The following is a 16,658-nucleotide window of genomic DNA, read 5'->3' as shown; positions in this document are numbered from 1 at the left end:
TTGTTGCCTTGCAATGTACGCGCTGTCAATGCAGAAAACCGCGTCGGCGTATACGCCGTGAAAACCTACCCCCGGGTAGGGATCCGCGGGGCCCAAGACCAGCGCGCAAGCCTACCTGCGAAGGATGAAAGTTTCATGTACATCGTGGCCATTGGATGGCTCTACGTGGCACTGATGATGGCAATCACTGAGCACAACATCGTTGCCGGTGTCGCCACGTTTCTGCTTTATGGCGCTGCGCCGGTCGCGCTGGTGCTGTACATCATGGGAACGCCCGGCAGGCGACGGCGACGCAAGGCAGAGGAAGCGCGCGCGGAGGAAAACGCCAAAGCTGGCGAAAGGGGACCGCAGTGACGGGCCCGCAACTCTCAGCGTTCGAGCCAGACCAGGCTGGCCATGCGGCCTGTGACACCGTCGCGCCGATATGAGTAGAACCGCTGCGGATCGGATACGGTGCACGCATCGCCGCCGTAGATATCGGTGCAGCCAGCGCGGGCGAGGCGCGTGCGGGCCAGCGCATAGATGTCGGCCATGTACTTGCCCTCAGCGCCAGGCCGAAAAGCTGCCTCGACAGCCGGATGCTCGCCGGCACGCGCCTGCTCGAGGAAGGCCTCGCGGACTTCGGCACCGACTTCGAAGGCACCGGGCCCGATAGCAGGGCCAAGCCATGCGAGCCAGCGTGTCGACGGCATGCCGCGTGCCGCCTGCATGCGTGCCAGTGCGGCTTCGATGACACCGTTGCACAGGCCGCGCCATCCCGCATGCGCGGCGCCGACAACGGTCCCCTCCGCATCGCATAGCAGTACGGGCAGACAGTCCGCCGTCATGACCGCGCAGACCTGTCCGAGCACGGCGGCCACACTGGCATCGGCCCGCGGCGGCATCGCGTCCGGTTCCGCAAGGTGGTCCACCGTTGCCACGGCGCAGCCATGCACTTGCTCTAGCCATAGCGGCATGGCAGGCAGATGCGCGGCAAGCCGCGTGCGGTTCTCCGCGACGTGCGACGCATCATCCCCGACATGCGTGCCGAGATTGAGGCCGCCTGGTGCGCCGCCGTCAAGCCCGTACGGACCACGGCTCACGCCACCCGCACGCGTCGTGGACAACGCGCGCACCGACGCAGGAGCCGGCCAGTCGGGTCGCAGCCACGCGGTGTCAGTCGTCATCGTCACCCTCCCCGTCGGCCCAGATGACTTCGGGGCCATCTTCCCACTCTTCGTCCCAGTCGTCCTCATCGGCTTCGGTTTCACCGCCAGAGAAATCGAGCGCATCGATCAGCGCCTGGAGGTCTTCCGGCGGCGGCGCGGTCCACGACACGGTCTTGCCAGTGACCGGGTGCACCAGCCCGAGCTTGAACGCATGCAGCGCCTGCCGTTCGAATGGCACTGGCAGCGGTACGCGAATGGCTGGCCGCTGCCCGCGTTGCGTCGCGCGGTAATAGACCGGATCCCCCACCAGCGGATGGCCGATCGATTCGAAGTGCACGCGGATCTGGTGCGTGCGCCCGGTTTCGAGCTGGCAGCGCACCATCGACACGAAACTGCGCCCGAGAGGCACCGTGGCCAGCGTGCGGAAGTGCGTGCGCGAGGGCTTGCCGCTGTTGGTGTGGACGATGGCCATGCGCGTGCGCTCACGCGGATCACGGCCGATCGGGGCGTCGATGGTGCCCTCCTCGTATATACGTCCCCATACCAGCGCGAGATACGTGCGCTTGACGGTGCGGGCCTGGAGCTGGCGCACGAGGTCGGTCTGCGCCGTCAGCGTGCGCGCAACCACCATCAGGCCCGAAGTCTCCTTGTCCAGCCGGTGCACGATACCTGCGCGCGGCAACGCCGCTGCCGTTGGGTCGCGATGCAGCAGTCCGTTGAGGACCGTACCGCTCCAGTTGCCCGCGGCCGGATGCACGACCAGCCCGGCGGGCTTGTCGATGACCAGAAGTGCGTCGTCTTCGTACACGACGTCCAGCGCGACATCTTCGGGGGCGAAGGCCTGCGATTCCGGCGCAGCCTGCGGCTGGACCTCGATGCGATTGCCCATCTGCACTGCGTCGCGCGGCCGGCGTACTTCACCGTCGACGCGTACCGCCCCGCTTTCGATCCACTGCTGCAGCCGGCTGCGTGAAAACTCGCTGAAGTGCCGCGCAAGCAGCTTGTCCAGCCGCTCGCCATGTGCCGCGCTGTCAACTTCCAATGTCAGCGGCACCGACAGGTCGTTTACGGGTGCTGCGGGCACCTCGTCAGCGAAGTCGTCGGTGTCATCGTTATCGGTCTGGGATGCCTGGACGCGCACCTGTTCAGGCGGCACTCCCCCCACGCCGGATTCTGGCTGAGGGCTTGGGCTATAATGCTTGACGCTATTTTTCTTCATCCGGGATACGTTGCCCATGCAATTGCTGAGCATGAAGCGCGCCAATTGGCGCGCGCGATTTGGAGCGATTCTGCTCGCAGGCGGCTGCGTCATGCTGTCGGCATGCGGCCTGCTTGCTGACCAGCCCGACGAGACCGCTGGCTGGTCGGCCAACAAATTATATTCGGAAGCCAAGGACGCCCTCGATGGCGGCGACTATTCCCGTGCCGTGAAGCTGTATGAAAAGCTCGAAGGCCGCTATCCGTTCGGCCGCTACGCGCAGCAAGCCCAGATCGACACCGCCTACGCCAGCTACAAGGACGGCGAGACCGCAGCGGCACTGGCCGCGGTGGACCGCTTCATCCAGCTGCACCCGAGCCATCCCAATATCGATTACGCCTACTACCTCAAGGGCCTGATCAACTTCAACGACAACCTGGGCTGGCTGGGCCGCTTCTCCGGCCAGGATCTCAGCGAGCGCGACCCGAAGGCGGCCCGCGCGGCGTACGACGCCTTCAACACGCTGGTCACGCGCTTCCCCGACAGCAAGTACACGCCTGACGCCGCTGCGCGCATGCAGTACATCGTCAACTCGCTGGCCCAGCACGAAGTCCATGCGGCGCGCTACTACTACAAGCGCGGCGCCTACCTGGCGGCGGTCAACCGCGCGCAGCAGGCACTCAAGGACTATGACGGCGCGCCCGCCAACGAGGAAGCGCTGTACATCATGATCCGCTCGTACGACTCGCTCGGCATGAAGGATCTGCGTGACGATACCGCCCGCGTGATGGAGCGCAACTTCCCGAACAGCGACTACATCAAGTACGGCGAGCGCCGCAAGGACAAGTCCTGGTGGGAAGTGTTCTGATCGGTAAGGACGCGGGGCACTGATTCCGCGGCTCATACAAAACGGGGCAGATCCGCAAGGATCTGCCCCGTTTCTCGTTGTCCGGCCCGGATCGCGGACCGGATCGGCGAAGCCGCTCAGTCCGGCTGCGCCTGTGCCTCGCCTTTGTTCCCTTCCCTCAAGGACTCCAGGAAGCGTACGACGGTCGGCGCCTCACGCGTGCGCGTGAACGGCGGCAGGCTTTGCCAGATCTGGCGGCCATAGGGCTTTTCGACCAGCCGTGTGTCACAGATGGCCAGCACGCCACGATCAGATTCCGAGCGGATCAGCCGCCCCGCGCCCTGCTTCAGCGTGATGACGGCATGCGGCAACTGGTGGACCGCGAACGGGCTGAGTCCCTTCTTCTGCAGCACCTCCATGCGCGCGGCCAGTACCGGATCATCGGGCGGCGCGAACGGCAGCTTGTCGATGATCACGAGCGACAGCGCCTCGCCGCGCACATCCACGCCTTCCCAGAAACTCTGGCTGCCCACCAGCACAGCATTGCCAAGTTCGCGGAAGCGGTCGAGCAATTCCGTGCGGCTGGCCTGGCCCTGCACGAGCAGCGGCAATTCCAGGCCACGCTCGGCAAAGGCGTCGTAAAGCAGGTCAGACGCGCGCTGTACGGCCCGCAAGGTCGTGCACAGCAGGAACGTGCGGCCGCCGGCAGCCTCGATCAGCGGCAGCGCCGCCTGCACCACGGCGTCCGTGAACTGGGGTGAGTTCGGCGGCGGCATGTCGCGCGGCACGTAGAGCAGCCCCTGCTTGCCGTAGTCGAACGGGCTCGGCAGCGTCAGCGAGTTGTCCTTGTTGAGCCCGAGTTGCGCGGCGTAGTGCGTGAAGTTGCCCTTTACCGACAGCGTGGCCGACGTGAACACCCAGGCGCGCGGGTGGCCTTCGCGCTGGCGCGTGAAGATCGGCGCGATCGACAGCGGCGTGCGATGCAATTGCACCGTATGCGAAAAGACCTCCACCCAGCGCACCGTGTCCGGCCCGAACTGCGCGGGCGCGGCAGGAGGCAGCGGCGCATCGGCTTCCGGCGCGGCGTCTCCGCCGCTATCCGGCGTTTGCGGCGCGGGTGTCTCAAAGGCCTTGCCTTCGTCCCGCCATGCTTCGAGGCGCTGTTGCAACTCTACCGCGCGACGGTGGCATTGCTGCAGCGTCTCGGCACGTTCGGCCTGGCTTTCGAGATGCTCGACGAAAGTCGACAGCGCCTCTTCGAGCGCGTCGAGCGTGTCGAAGAACGGTTCGCCGATGCGCCGGTCCGCCTCGATCTGTCCCAGTGCCAGCCGCGCGTTCTCCTTGCCAAAGGCCAGGCGCAGATCGCGCGTGGCACGCTCTAGCGGCGCCGCGATACCGACCCAATCCACTGCGTCGCGCGCGTGCGAAAGCCCTTCGGCCACGGTATCGCGGCAGATTTCGAGCAACTGGCTCGTCGACAGCGTTTCGCCGAAGAACAGCGTCGCCGTATCGGGCAACTGGTGCGCTTCGTCGAAGATGATCGTGTTCGCCGCGGGCAGCAGTTCGGCCATGCCGGTGTCGCGCAGCACGACATCGGCAAAGAACAGGTGGTGGTTCACCACGACCACGTCCGCCTGCTGGGCTTCCTTGCGCGCCCGCATGACGAAGCAGTCCTTGTAGTTCGGGCACTCCGATCCGAGGCAGTTGTCACGCGTGGAAGTCACCATCTGCCACACGGGCGCGTTCTCGGGCACCGCGGCCAGTTCGGCCTTGTCGCCAGACGACGTGACCTTGGCAAAGCGTGCGATTTCCCGCAGCCACGCGGCATCCTGCTTGGACGCGAGCCGGCCATTGGCCTCCGCGCGCTCGAGGTGATAGTGGCACAGGTAGTTGGCGCGCCCCTTGAGCAGCGATACCGAGATCGGCACATTCAGCGCGCGCCGCACGGTCGGAATGTCGCGCAGGAAGAGCTGGTCCTGAAGGTTCTTCGTTCCAGTGGACAGGATGACCTTGCCGCCCCACAGCATGGCAGGCACAAGGTAGGCAAAGGTCTTGCCCGTGCCCGTCCCGGCTTCGACGATCACCGTGTCGCTCGCTTCGATCGCTCCTGCAACGGCTTCGGCCATCTTCTGCTGCGAGGCGCGCGGACGATAGCCCGGGATGCCCTGCGCCAGGGTGCCGGTGTCGGCAAAAATCCTTGCCAGTTCGCTGGCGTGGTCGGCAGGCACCGCGGACGCGGGAACCAGTTCAGTCTGCGCCGGGACCGGGTTATCGGCGGCGACGGCAGAGACGGCGGCGTCGATGTCGGTATCTGCGTTCGGCTCTGGCAGGTCGGTCGGCTCGGTAACGGTGGTCAAGGCTGGTAAGGCTCGGGATGGCGGGATAGCGGGATAGCGCGCCATGCGGCGCAGACTACGTCGGCGCAGCGGCGCTCAGGCCGGCACGTCGGGTTCGAGCTGCAGTTGCAGCAGGGTGATGGCGTCCTTCAGCTTGAGGCGGCGTTTCTTCAGCCGCCTGAGCTGCAGTTCGTCATGGGCGGGATCCTCGGCGAGCCGGTCGATCAGCGAATCCAGGTCGCGGTGCTCGATTTGCAGTTCAATGATCTGCCGCTCGAGGGTGTTCAGGTTAGTGTCCATATGTATTTCCCCCACCGCCTCTGCCGGGACAGGCTGGCGCGGCCCGCTCCGGCTCAGAAGCCGAAGGGACGCGGCGCCGACGCCTGGCCCTGCTGTTCCTTCGCCTTGGCGCGCCGCTCGTCCAGGTCTTTCTGGCGCTGTTCGGCTTCGCGCTGCTTGGCGTCGTAGGCCTTCACGTTTTCTTCGCGCTGGCGCGCCTGCTCGGCACCCTTCTGCTGGGCCTCGCGCATGCGGGCGTCGAAGTCTGCCTGCTTCTGCTGGTAGGCCTGCGCGTTGGCCGAACGCTTCGGCGCATCGGCCTGCCGCTGCGCGTCGCGCAGTTGCTGATCCTGCTGTTTCTTATCGAAGGACTCGCGGCTGGCTTTCTCATTCGCGCTGCGCTGCGGCTGACCTGCTTCGTATTCAGCCCGGCGCAAGGCCTGTTCGCGGTCACGGTCGGCCGCGCGTTGGGCACGTTCGGCATCCCCCACTTCCAGTTCGCGCTGGCGCAGCACCTGCAGTTCCTGCCGCTGGACTTCCTTCGCCTTGTCGATGCAGCTAGTGACGAAGAATTTGTCGTAGCAGGCACGTTCGGCCGTGGCAAAGCGGTAGTTCGTCCACGCGCGCGAATCGCCGATGGCCTTGCGTTCGGCGGCAAAATCACGCGGTGCACCGGCGCCCGCCGCTACCGGCGCGGAAGCTTGCGCAGCGCTATCAGAAAGCGGCGCCAGCGTACCTGCGCCGACCAGGGTCAGCCACAGCGCGGCGGCGGCGAACAGGCGTGCAGGCAGGGTCATTCGCCCGGCATGGCGCGGGGCGGAGCGGAACAGGCGTGCGGCAGGAAACATGGCCAGGAGTGCCGTGTCGCGGACGGCCATCGGCATGGCGGGCGCGACGGCCGGATGGGGCTTGAAGGTCATGCCCGGATTCTAGCATCCGGCCTGCCACGCGCCTTGGCGGCCAGTGCGGCGGCGTCTCGCGGGATACACAGACTGAATCAGGCCTACTTCCGTGGGGGATATCCGCCAGCTTGTGGCAAAATGCCCCGCTTTCGACTGACCGCTTTCGACAGACCGATTTCCCGATGTCCAATCTGCCCGCATCCGTTTCGCAAAAGATTGTGTCGCTCATCGCGGCTGAACTCACCGTTCAACCCCGCCAGGTAGCGGCGGCCGTGGAACTGCTCGACGAAGGCTCGACCGTGCCCTTCATCGCCCGTTACCGCAAGGAAGTCACGGGCAACCTGGACGACACCCAGCTCCGTACGCTGGAAGAGCGCCTGCTGTACCTGCGCGACATGGAAGACCGGCGCCTGGCGATCCTTGCCTCGATCGAAGAGCAAGGCAAGCTGACGCCGGAACTGCGCACGGCCATTGAAGGCGCCCAGACCAAGCAGACGCTGGAAGACCTGTACCTGCCCTACAAGCCCAAGCGCCGCACGCGCGCGCAGATCGCACGCGAATGCGGGCTGGAGCCGCTGGCCCAGGCACTGCTGGCCGACCCCACGCTAGACCCGCAGGCCGAAGCTGCCAAGTACGTCAACGGAAATCCGACCGCCGACGGCGGCGTGCCCGACGTCAAGGCTGCGCTGGATGGCGCGCGCGACATCCTTTCCGAGCAGTTCGGCGAAACCGCGGAACTGCTGGGCAAGCTGCGCGAACACTTGTGGAGCAACGGCGTCGTCAGCTCCACGGTGATGGAGGGCAAGGAAACCGCCGAGGAAGAGAAGTTCCGCGACTACTACCAGTACAGCGAAACCATCCGCACCGTGCCGTCGCACCGCGCACTGGCGCTGTTCCGTGGCCGCAATGCGGGCGTGCTGATGGTCAAGCTGGGCCTGGGCGAAGAACAGGATGCGCTGGTGCCGCACCCGTGCGAAGGCATGATTGCGCGCCACGTGGGCATCCAGAATCAGGGCCGCCCCGCCGACAAGTGGCTCGGCGACGTGTGCCGCTGGTGCTGGCGCGTCAAGGTGCAGCCGCATCTGGAAACCGAACTGCTGACCCAGTTGCGCGAAACCGCCGAAGGCGAAGCCATCAAGGTGTTCGGCCGCAACCTGCACGAACTGCTGCTCGCCGCGCCGGCCGGTCCCAAGGCGGTGATGGGCGTCGACCCCGGCATCCGCACCGGCTGCAAGATCGCTGTGGTGGACACCACCGGCAAGCTGCTCGAAACCGCGACCATCTACCCGCATGAGCCGCGCCGCGACTGGAACGGCTCGCTGGCCACGCTCGCGCGCATGGCCAAGCAGCATGGCGTGGCGCTGGTCTCGATCGGCAACGGCACGGCCAGCCGCGAAACCGACAAGCTGGTGCAGGACCTGATGCGCCAGGCGCCCGACCTCAAGCTGACCAAGATCGTCGTCAGCGAGGCCGGCGCATCGGTGTACTCCGCATCGGAACTGGCCGCGAAGGAATTCCCGGATCTCGACGTGTCGCTGCGCGGCGCCGTATCGATTGCGCGCCGCCTGCAGGATCCGCTGGCCGAACTCGTGAAGATCGATCCGAAATCAATCGGCGTCGGCCAGTACCAGCATGACGTGAACCAACGCGAGCTGGCCCGCACGCTCGATGCCGTGGTCGAGGACTGCGTGAACGCCGTGGGCGTCGATGTGAACACCGCCTCGGCCCCGCTGCTGGCGCGTGTGTCAGGCCTGAACACCGTGCTGGCGCGCAATATCGTCGAGTACCGCGACGCCAACGGTGCCTTCACCAATCGCGAAGCGCTGAAGAAGGTGCCGCGCCTCGGCGACAAGACCTTCGAGCAGGCCGCCGGCTTCCTGCGCGTCAACAACGGCGACAACCCGCTGGATCGCTCGTCGGTGCACCCGGAGGCCTATCCGGTGGTCAAGCGCATCCTGGACCATATCAAGAAGGGCCTGTCGGACGTCATGGGCAACCGCGAGGCCCTGCGCGGCGTGTCGCCGGCGCAGTTCACCGACGAATCGTTCGGCCTGCCGACCGTGCGCGACATCCTCACCGAACTCGAAAAACCGGGCCGTGACCCGCGCCCCGAGTTCAAGACCGCGACCTTCCAGGAAGGCGTCGAAGACGTGAAGGATTTGCAACCGGGCATGATCCTGGAAGGCGTGGTCACCAACGTGGCGGCCTTTGGCGCATTCGTGGACATCGGCGTGCACCAGGACGGTCTCGTGCATATCTCGGCGTTGTCGAACAAGTTCGTCAAGGATGCGCACGAGGTGGTCAAGGCTGGCCAGATCGTCAAGGTCAAGGTGATGGAGGTGGACGTCAAGCGCAATCGCATCGGGCTGAGCATGCGGCTGGATGACGAGCCCGGACAGACCTCGTCGCGACCGTCGTCGGGTGACCGTGGTGGCCAGCGGCCCGGCGGTGGCAAGAGCTTCGGCAATGGCGGCAACCGCCGCGAAGCAGAACCAGCCGGCGCCATGGCGGCGGCATTCGCCAAGCTCAAGCGCTAAGCTGCCTGGCCAATACTGTTGTTGAAGGACGCCCCGCGCGGCTGCTGCCGCCCGGGGCGTTTTTTATGACTGCCCGGCACAACGGAAGATGCGAACCATCAGGCCGTTGCGGCCATCGCCGCGATTCGCAAATGTAATTGCCAGTCCATGCAACCGCGCAACGCGCTGCGCAATGGAAATCCCCAACCCATGCCCCTGCTCGCGCTGGCCGCTTCCGCGAAAAAAGCGATCGCCCAGCCGTGCCAGCACCTCAGGGGCCACACCAGGCCCCTCATCACACACCACAATGCCGTCAGCCCGAAAATCCATGGTGACCATCGCCCCCGCCGGGCTGTAGCGAATCGCATTGTCCAGCAGATTCCGCAGCATCAGCCCAAGCAGATTCGGGTCGCCCGCCAACGGAAGCGGCGCTATGTGCGCTGATGGCCAGATCAATTCCACATCGATCTTCCTGCGCTGCGCCAAAGCGAGGCAATCCGACAGCGCCTGCTGCGCAATCGATTGCCAGTTCACGTCTTCCAGCAAGGCCAGCTCCGACGCATCTTCGAGCCGGCTCATGGTCAGCAACTGCGACACCAGCCGGCTCATGCGATCGATGCCGGACTCCACATTGGCACGCGCGCGGGCGCGTTCGCTCTCGTCCGGCGAGCGCCGTGCGATTTCCCACTGGGCCTTGAGCGCGGCCAGCGGCGTGCGCATCTCGTGTGCGGCATCGGCCGTAAGGCGCCGCTCGTGCTCGAGCGAATCGGAGACGCGCACCAGCAGCCGGTTCATGGCGTTGACCAGCGGCACCAGTTCGCCGGGCACGCCCGCCAGACCCAATGGCCGCGGGTCGTGCGGAGAACGGCTCTCGATTTCTGCGGAAAGCTCCCGCACGGGCGCCATCGCGCGCCGCATGAACAGAATCAGTACACCGATGAGCACGGGCAGGCCCACCGCCCACGGCAGCACCTGAGCCGCGATATAGGACAGGATCAGCTCGTTGCGCTCGCCCAGCTTCTGGCCGATGCAAACACGCCAGCCGCTGACGTCGTCATCCAGGTAATACAAGCGCCAGCGATGGCCGTCGATGCGCCGGTCGGTAAAGCCCTTCACGCCTTGCGCGGGCGGCAGGCGATCCCCGTCCGGATCGATGTGCATGGGCGTGCCATCGGGCAGCCAGGCAGCAATAGCCATGTCGCCGAGGCCTGCATCGCCCTGATCGCCTTCCGCCGCAGCCGGCAGCCGTGCCCGCGACGGCGCGGCGGTGATGTCGACCAGCGGCACCAGCGAATGCATCTGCATCGCCATGCGCACCATGTCAGTGTCGTACAACTCGTTGATTTCGTGGCGCGCACGCACGTAGGTCATGCCGATGGTCAGCAGCCACACCACCGGGGCCGCGATCAGCACGGCCAGGATCAGGCGCCGCTGCAGCGTCATGCGCAGTCCTCGGCAGCACCGAGCGTGTAGCCCGCGCCACGGAATGTGCGGACGATCTTCGGATGGATCTTGCGGCGCAGGTGGTGGATATGCACCTCCAGCGTGTTGCTTTCGAGGCCGCCCTGCCAGTCATAGAGCTTGTCGCGCAGAAAATCGCGCGTCAGCAGGCGGTTCGGGTGGGCCAGCAGCAGTTCGAGCAGCATCGCCTCGCGGCTGGTCAGGTCCACGGGCTTGCCGTGCCAGAGGGCCTGCTTGGCGGCCGGGTGGAATTCAAGTGCGCCGTGCCGCCAGACAGGCGCGGAGTTTCCGGCGGCGCGGCGCGTCATGGCGCGCAGCCGGGCGGCAAGTTCATCCAGCGAAATCGGCTTGACCAGATAATCGTCGGCCCCCGAATCCAGGCCGCTGATGCGGCTCTCGATGGCGTCACGCGCCGTGAGTACCAGCACCGGGATCTGGCAGCCGCGCTCGCGCCAGCGCCGCAGCCACGTCATGCCGTCGTCGCCCGGCAGTCCAAGGTCGAGCACGGCAGCATCGTAGTGCACCATGCCAAGTGCATGATCGCCCTCTGCACCCGTGGTGAACCAGTCGACGACGTATCCCACGAGCTGCAGGCCATGCAACAGGCCATCACCCAGCATGGGGTCGTCTTCAACAATAAGTATTCTCATTTCCAGGCCTGCTTTTATGCTTTTAAAGATATAGGCCAATCCGCGGCAATGAAGCCTGGCAAGTCGAGCAGTCGACATTTTGCATAGTATTCCTTAATCTGCCATTAAGGTTCGTCACTTATCCTTCGCTGTTGCCCTGAACGAGCCGCTGTCCCGCCGTTCACGCGATACTGTTTGCCGCACGGCACCGCCCGGTTTCCGGCCCCCGATCCGCCACGCCAGCCCCCTTTTTTTGATGTTTCAAGGTTCCGATCGCCTGACGAAGCAGGAAGTGCTTGCCGCACAAGCCGCACAACCCTGGCACAAGCGCCGCTTCGGCGGCGTTCCGCTGATCGTGCTCGCCGGCGTCTGCGTGCTGATCGCGCTACTGTGGTTCGGCACGCTCGGTATGCGCCACCTGATCGGCCCGGACGAAGGACGGTACGCCGAAATCGCGCGCGAGATGTTTGTGAGTGGCGACTGGGTGACCATTCGCTACAACGACCTGAAATACTTCGAAAAGCCGCCGTTTCACATGTGGGTGACGGCGCTGTCGTATTCGCTGTTCGGCATCGGTGAGTGGCAGGCGCGCTTGTGTGTCGCCCTGGCCGGCGCCATCGGCTTGCTGGCTTCGATGCTGGCTGCAAATCGCTGGTTTGGCGCCCGTGCAGCCCTGCTCACGGGCCTGGTGCTCGTCGCTGCGCCGATGTGGAGCGTGGCGGCGCACTTCAACACGCTGGACATGACACTTTCCGGCGCCATGGCCTGCGTGCTCGCATTCATGCTGCTGGCCCAGCACCCGCAGGCCAGCCCGGCCGCACGCCGCAACTGGATGCTGGCGTGCTGGGTCGCGATGGGCGTGGCGATCCTGACCAAGGGACTCGTAGGCATCGCCCTGCCCGGCCTGGTGCTGGTGATCTACACGCTCGTCAGCCGTGACTTTGCCCTGTGGCGCCGCCTGCATCTCGTGAGCGGCATCGCGCTGATGCTACTGGTTGCCGTACCGTGGTTCTGGCTCGTGTCCGAACGCAATCCGGAATTCCTGCGCTTCTTCTTCATTCATGAGCACTGGGAGCGCTACACGTCGACCGTACATTCACGCAAGGGGCCCCTGCTCTATTTCGTACCGCTTGTGATCGCCGGCTTCCTGCCCTGGCTGGGCCTGTTTCCGCGCATGTGGCAGGCGGTGCGCGAGCGCGCTGGCGTGGAACGCGGCACCGCGGCGCGGCCCTTCCAGCCTGCACTGCTCGCTGCGGTCTGGGCGATTGTCATCTTCGTGTTCTTCAGCCTGTCGCGCTCGAAGCTGCCCGGCTATATCCTGCCAATCTTCCCGGCACTGGGCATCATTGCCGGCGCAGCCCTGGATACCATCTCCGAGCGCTCCTGGCGCAGGCAGTTGCTGGCTGGACTGGCCATTGGCGCCATCGGCCTGCTGGCCAGCCCCATCGTGGCGACGCTCAACTCCAACAACACGCCAAATGCGCTGTATCGGGCCTACGCCATCTGGGCCGCCGTGGCGTTCGCGATGATCATCGCCAGCACGCTGGTTGCGCGCTGGCTGCTGGAGCGGCGTGGTTTGCTCGCAAGCATCACGGTCTACGCACTCGGCATGTGCACAGCGTTCACGGCCGCGCTGCTGGGCCATGAAGTCATCGGCCGCTCCGCATCGGGCATCGACATGATTCAGCCGCTTGCACGCGTACTTCGCCCCGATATGAAGTTCTATGGCGTGCGTGTGCTAGACCATACGCTGCCGTTCTATCTGCGCCACCCGCTGGTCATGGTCGAACGCCCCGACGAACTCGAGTTCGGCGTTACCCAGGAGCCGCAGAAATGGCTGCCGACCACCGCGGCGTTCCTGTCAGAGTGGCAGGACGGCAAGCCCGCCCTGGCAATCATGTCGCCGCAGACGTTCGACGAGCTCAGCCAGCACGCGCCCATGTACGTGGTGGCGCGGGACTGGCGCCGTGTAGCCGTTACCAACTTCGCCGTGAATCCTCCGGCACCGCAGCGCTGAAGCACCAAGCGCCCGGCACCCCTTACGCTTAACCCATGCAACAACCCAATTCCATGCAAGGCAAGAAAGTCCTCATCCTCGGCGTCAACGGCTTCATCGGCCACCACTTGACGCGCCGCATCCTGGAAACGACGTCGTGGGAGGTCTACGGCATGGACATGTCGTCCGACCGCCTCGGTGACCTCGTCGACCATCCGCGCATGCACTTCTTTGAAGGTGACATCACCATCAACAAGGAGTGGATCGAGTACAACATCCGCAAGTGCGACGTGGTGCTGCCGCTGGTCGCCATCGCCACGCCGGCCACGTACGTGCGTCAGCCGCTGCGTGTGTTCGAGCTCGACTTCGAAGCGAACCTGCCGATCGTGCGCGCCGCCGTGAAGTACGGCAAGCACCTGGTGTTCCCGTCGACCTCCGAGGTCTACGGCATGTGCGCCGACGACGAATTCGATCCCGAGTCGTCGCCGCTGATCTACGGTCCGATCAACAAGCCGCGCTGGATCTACGCCTGCTCCAAGCAGCTCATGGATCGCGTGATCCATGCCTATGGCATGGAGCAAGGCCTGAACTACACGCTCTTCCGCCCGTTCAACTGGATCGGTGCGGGACTCGACTCGATCTTCGAATCGAAGGAAGGTTCGTCGCGCGTGGTCACGCAGTTCCTCGGCCACATCGTGCGCGGCGAGCCGATCAAGCTCGTCGACGGCGGCGAGCAGAAGCGTGCGTTTGCCGATATCTCGGACGGCATCTCGGCGCTGATGCGCATCATCGAGAACCCGAACGGCATCGCCACGGGCAAGATCTTCAATATCGGCAACCCGTCCAACATCCACTCGGTGCGCGAGCTCGCCGAGATGATGCTGAAGATGGCCGCCGACTATCCCGAATACGCCGAGGAAGCGCGCAAGACGCAAATCGTCGAGACCTCGTCGGGCGACTTCTACGGCAAGGGCTACCAGGACGTGCAGCACCGCGTGCCGAAGATCGACAACACCATGCAGGAACTCGGCTGGAAGCCCGAGGTGACGATGGAACAGGCGCTGCGCCGGATCTTCGAGGCGTATCGCGACCACGTCGTCGACGCCCGCACGCTGGTCAACTAAGCGACTAGGCCGAGCGCGGGACTTACACTCCCGCCTTGTCCCTCCCGCGCCATCAACGGCACGGCGCAGGACCTGTCCCGAGCTGTACAAGGACGTTTTCCTGTCCCTCTCCAGTCGTCACCCGCCATGGCCGCGTGAACGGCCTCAAAGACAAAGCCCCCGCAGGTTCGCACCTGGCGGGGGCTTCGTACTGCCTGCACGGGCTCGTCAGATTTCGACCTTCGTGCCGAGTTCGACCACGCGGTTGGCCGGAATCTGGAAGAAGTCCGACGGCTTGGCGCCGTTCTGATGCATCCACGCGAACAAGCTTTCGCGCCACATCGACATCCCCGGCAGCTTGGACGGGATCACCGATTCGCGCGCGATGAAGAACGAGGTCTCCATCAGCTCGAAATGCATGCCCAGCTTGCGCTGCGCGAGGTCCAGCACCTTGTGCACGTCAGGAGTCTCCTTGAAACCGTAATCCGACTTCAGGATGAACACACCGCCGCCAAGGTCCTTGCAGCTCAGGCGTTGCTCGTCGTCGACATACGGAATATCGCGCGTGACAAAGCTCAGGAAGACCACCCGCTCATGCAGCACGCGGTTGTGCTTGAGGTTGTGCAACAGCGACACCGGCACCGACTCGGTATTGCCGGTCAGGAACACCGCCGTGCCCTCGACGCGATGCGGCGGATGTGCGAGCAGGCCGGCAATGAACGGCTCCAGCGGAATGCCGTCTTCGAGGCTGCGCGCACGCAGCAGCTTGCGGCCGCTATACCACGTCATCAGCAAGAAGAATGCTGTGCTGCCGAGAAGCAGCGGGAACCAGCCACCTTCAGCAACCTTCAGCAGGTTCGCCGCGAAGAATGCCAGGTCCACGAGCAGGAACGACAAGCCGAGCAGCGTCACGAGCGCCGGGTTCCACTTCCAGACGTTGCGCATCACCACGGCCGCGAGGAACGTGGTGATCACCATGGTCGTGGTCACGGCAATGCCATAGGCCGCCGCCAGGTTTTCCGACTTCTTGAACGAGATCACCACGGCCACGACCAGCACCAGCAGGATCCAGTTGATGACCGGCAGGTAGATCTGCCCGATCTCGGCCGCCGAGGTGTAGCGCACGCGCATGCGCGGCACGAAGCCGAGCTGGATGGCCTGGCTGGTCAGCGAGAATGCGCCCGAGATCACCGCCTGCGAGGCGATGACCGTGGCGCAGGTCGCCAGCACCACCATCGGGATCAGCAGCGGTTCCGGCACCATCAGGTAGAACGGGTTTTCGGCCCCAGCCGGGTTCGTCAGCAGCATGGCGCCCTGGCCGAAGTAGTTCAGGATCAGGCACGGCATGACCAGCACGAACCAGCCATAGCGGATCGGGCGCGCGCCGAAGTGGCCCATGTCGACGTAGAGGGCTTCCGCCCCGGTCAGCACCAGGAATACCGAGCCCAGCACGATAAAGGCCTGCAGCGAATGCGCGATCAGGAACGAGATCCCGTAGTACGGGTTGAAGGCCTTGAGGATCTCCGGCGCCTGCACCAGGTTGTATAGCCCGAGCAGCCCCAGCGTCACGAACCAGACCACCATGACCGGGCCGAACAGCTTGCCCACCACCGATGTGCCGTTGCGCTGGATCAGGAATAGCGCCACGAGAATGACCAGCGTGATCGGGATCACGAACCGCGAGAGCTGTGGTGTGGCAATTTCCAGCCCCTCCACGGCGGACAACACCGAAATGGCCGGTGTGATCACCGCATCGCCATAGAACATGCATGCCCCGAAGATGCCCAGCATCATCAGAACCTTGGCCCAGCGCGAGCGTGGCGCCGCCGTGCGCAGTACCAGCGCCATCAGCGCCAGCACCCCGCCTTCGCCGTTGTTGTCGGCGCGCATCACAAACACCACGTACTTGATCGAGACCACGATGGTCATGGCCCAGAACAGCAGCGAGATGATGCCCAGAACGGCGTCGGGACTGAACGGGATGCCGTGCTCCTTGCTGAAGCACTCCTTGAGCGAATACAGCGGACTGGTGCCGATGTCGCCGAAGACGACACCGATGGCGCCGATCACCAGCGCGCGCGTGCTCGGATTTTCGACAAAGTAGTGGCTAGTGGCGGTGGTCGCGGATTGGGTGGTCATGAATTCTGGTCTTTGGGACCGGTTCGCGGAGCAGACATCGATCTCCCGAAACCCGGCCAGACACAGCAGCCGTCGGATTGGCCGCCTCCCTCTTCTGATGTTCT

At 65.0% G+C, this 16,658-nt stretch carries 13 protein-coding genes; 5 read left to right on the top strand and 8 right to left on the bottom strand.

What is annotated here, in order from left to right; all coding sequences use genetic code 11:
• The first annotated feature begins 135 nt into the window (after window positions 1-135).
• Entirely contained in the window at window positions 136-354 is a 219-nt protein-coding gene (locus K2O51_RS19455) for a hypothetical protein (protein ID WP_011297516.1), read from the top strand.
• 14 nt (window positions 355-368) lie between these two features.
• Here K2O51_RS19455 and pgeF read toward each other — a convergent pair whose 3' ends face one another.
• Window positions 369-1,166 carry a peptidoglycan editing factor PgeF gene (pgeF, locus tag K2O51_RS19450; RefSeq protein WP_220631516.1) on the bottom strand — a complete coding sequence of 266 codons (798 nt, stop codon included), beginning with the start codon at window positions 1,164-1,166 and terminating at the stop codon, window positions 369-371.
• Window positions 1,156-2,367 (bottom strand): RluA family pseudouridine synthase, encoded by a 1,212-nt coding sequence (locus K2O51_RS19445; protein WP_220631515.1) that lies wholly within the window; start codon window positions 2,365-2,367, stop codon window positions 1,156-1,158. The genes pgeF and K2O51_RS19445 overlap by 11 nt, the downstream gene beginning before the upstream one ends.
• Before the next feature lie 16 nt (window positions 2,368-2,383).
• Here K2O51_RS19445 and K2O51_RS19440 point away from each other — a divergent pair, with 16 nt between their 5' ends.
• Window positions 2,384-3,214, top strand: a complete 831-nt coding sequence (locus tag K2O51_RS19440) for an outer membrane protein assembly factor BamD (protein WP_041679567.1) — start codon at window positions 2,384-2,386, stop codon at window positions 3,212-3,214.
• A 116-nt stretch (window positions 3,215-3,330) separates the two neighbouring features.
• On the opposite strand, the gene yoaA is transcribed toward K2O51_RS19440, so the two are convergent.
• Genes yoaA through K2O51_RS19425 form a run of 3 tightly spaced genes read right to left on the bottom strand, consistent with a single transcriptional unit; the run spans window position 3,331 to window position 6,728 of the window.
• Window positions 3,331-5,595, bottom strand: a complete 2,265-nt coding sequence (gene yoaA, locus K2O51_RS19435; RefSeq protein WP_220631514.1) for a DNA repair helicase YoaA — start codon at window positions 5,593-5,595, stop codon at window positions 3,331-3,333.
• Window positions 5,596-5,625: 30 nt separating this feature from the next.
• Window positions 5,626-5,829, bottom strand: a complete 204-nt coding sequence (locus K2O51_RS19430) for a YdcH family protein (protein ID WP_011297511.1) — start codon at window positions 5,827-5,829, stop codon at window positions 5,626-5,628.
• 53 nt (window positions 5,830-5,882) lie between these two features.
• Complete coding sequence (locus K2O51_RS19425) at window positions 5,883-6,728, bottom strand: hypothetical protein (protein ID WP_140952178.1); 846 nt, start codon at window positions 6,726-6,728, stop codon at window positions 5,883-5,885.
• A 164-nt stretch (window positions 6,729-6,892) separates the two neighbouring features.
• Between K2O51_RS19425 and K2O51_RS19420 the strand changes: the two genes are divergently transcribed.
• Window positions 6,893-9,247: a Tex family protein gene (locus tag K2O51_RS19420; RefSeq protein ID WP_140952175.1), complete on the top strand. Its 2,355-nt coding sequence runs from the start codon at window positions 6,893-6,895 to the stop codon at window positions 9,245-9,247.
• Window positions 9,248-9,310: 63 nt separating this feature from the next.
• Here K2O51_RS19420 and K2O51_RS19415 read toward each other — a convergent pair whose 3' ends face one another.
• Together K2O51_RS19415 and K2O51_RS19410 are read right to left on the bottom strand one after the other, a co-directional pair.
• Window positions 9,311-10,669 carry an ATP-binding protein gene (locus K2O51_RS19415; protein ID WP_011297508.1) on the bottom strand — a complete coding sequence of 453 codons (1,359 nt, stop codon included), beginning with the start codon at window positions 10,667-10,669 and terminating at the stop codon, window positions 9,311-9,313.
• Window positions 10,666-11,337 (bottom strand): response regulator, encoded by a 672-nt coding sequence (locus tag K2O51_RS19410; RefSeq protein WP_041679564.1) that lies wholly within the window; start codon window positions 11,335-11,337, stop codon window positions 10,666-10,668. Before K2O51_RS19410 ends, K2O51_RS19415 begins: the two co-directional genes overlap by 4 nt.
• Window positions 11,338-11,572: 235 nt before the next feature.
• Between K2O51_RS19410 and K2O51_RS19405 the strand changes: the two genes are divergently transcribed.
• A complete protein-coding gene (locus K2O51_RS19405; RefSeq protein ID WP_220631513.1) occupies window positions 11,573-13,333 on the top strand; it encodes a glycosyltransferase family 39 protein in 1,761 nt (586 codons plus the stop codon).
• Window positions 13,334-13,386: 53 nt separating this feature from the next.
• Window positions 13,387-14,436, top strand: a complete 1,050-nt coding sequence (locus tag K2O51_RS19400; RefSeq protein ID WP_049796413.1) for a bifunctional UDP-4-keto-pentose/UDP-xylose synthase — start codon at window positions 13,387-13,389, stop codon at window positions 14,434-14,436.
• Between the two features lie 207 nt (window positions 14,437-14,643).
• On the opposite strand, the gene K2O51_RS19395 is transcribed toward K2O51_RS19400, so the two are convergent.
• Window positions 14,644-16,554, bottom strand: coding sequence for a potassium transporter Kup (locus K2O51_RS19395; RefSeq protein WP_011297504.1), 1,911 nt, complete (start codon window positions 16,552-16,554; stop codon window positions 14,644-14,646).
• Window positions 16,555-16,658 lie beyond the last annotated feature (104 nt).

Source organism: Cupriavidus pinatubonensis (assembly GCF_019602855.1).
Taxonomy (GTDB): domain Bacteria; phylum Pseudomonadota; class Gammaproteobacteria; order Burkholderiales; family Burkholderiaceae; genus Cupriavidus; species Cupriavidus pinatubonensis.
Note: the sequence above shows the minus strand (reverse complement) of the source record. Positions and strands in the feature narration are given on the sequence as shown.

Coding starts and splice junctions, on each gene's coding strand:
- K2O51_RS19455 (WP_011297516.1), top strand. CDS start 136: ATGTACATCGTGGCCATTGGATGGCTCTACGTGGCACTGATGATGGCA.
- pgeF (WP_220631516.1), bottom strand. CDS start 1,166: ATGACGACTGACACCGCGTGGCTGCGACCCGACTGGCCGGCTCCTGCG.
- K2O51_RS19445 (WP_220631515.1), bottom strand. CDS start 2,367: ATGAAGAAAAATAGCGTCAAGCATTATAGCCCAAGCCCTCAGCCAGAA.
- K2O51_RS19440 (WP_041679567.1), top strand. CDS start 2,384: ATGCAATTGCTGAGCATGAAGCGCGCCAATTGGCGCGCGCGATTTGGA.
- yoaA (WP_220631514.1), bottom strand. CDS start 5,595: ATGGCGCGCTATCCCGCTATCCCGCCATCCCGAGCCTTACCAGCCTTG.
- K2O51_RS19430 (WP_011297511.1), bottom strand. CDS start 5,829: ATGGACACTAACCTGAACACCCTCGAGCGGCAGATCATTGAACTGCAA.
- K2O51_RS19425 (WP_140952178.1), bottom strand. CDS start 6,728: ATGACCTTCAAGCCCCATCCGGCCGTCGCGCCCGCCATGCCGATGGCC.
- K2O51_RS19420 (WP_140952175.1), top strand. CDS start 6,893: ATGTCCAATCTGCCCGCATCCGTTTCGCAAAAGATTGTGTCGCTCATC.
- K2O51_RS19415 (WP_011297508.1), bottom strand. CDS start 10,669: ATGACGCTGCAGCGGCGCCTGATCCTGGCCGTGCTGATCGCGGCCCCG.
- K2O51_RS19410 (WP_041679564.1), bottom strand. CDS start 11,337: ATGAGAATACTTATTGTTGAAGACGACCCCATGCTGGGTGATGGCCTG.
- K2O51_RS19405 (WP_220631513.1), top strand. CDS start 11,573: ATGTTTCAAGGTTCCGATCGCCTGACGAAGCAGGAAGTGCTTGCCGCA.
- K2O51_RS19400 (WP_049796413.1), top strand. CDS start 13,387: ATGCAAGGCAAGAAAGTCCTCATCCTCGGCGTCAACGGCTTCATCGGC.
- K2O51_RS19395 (WP_011297504.1), bottom strand. CDS start 16,554: ATGACCACCCAATCCGCGACCACCGCCACTAGCCACTACTTTGTCGAA.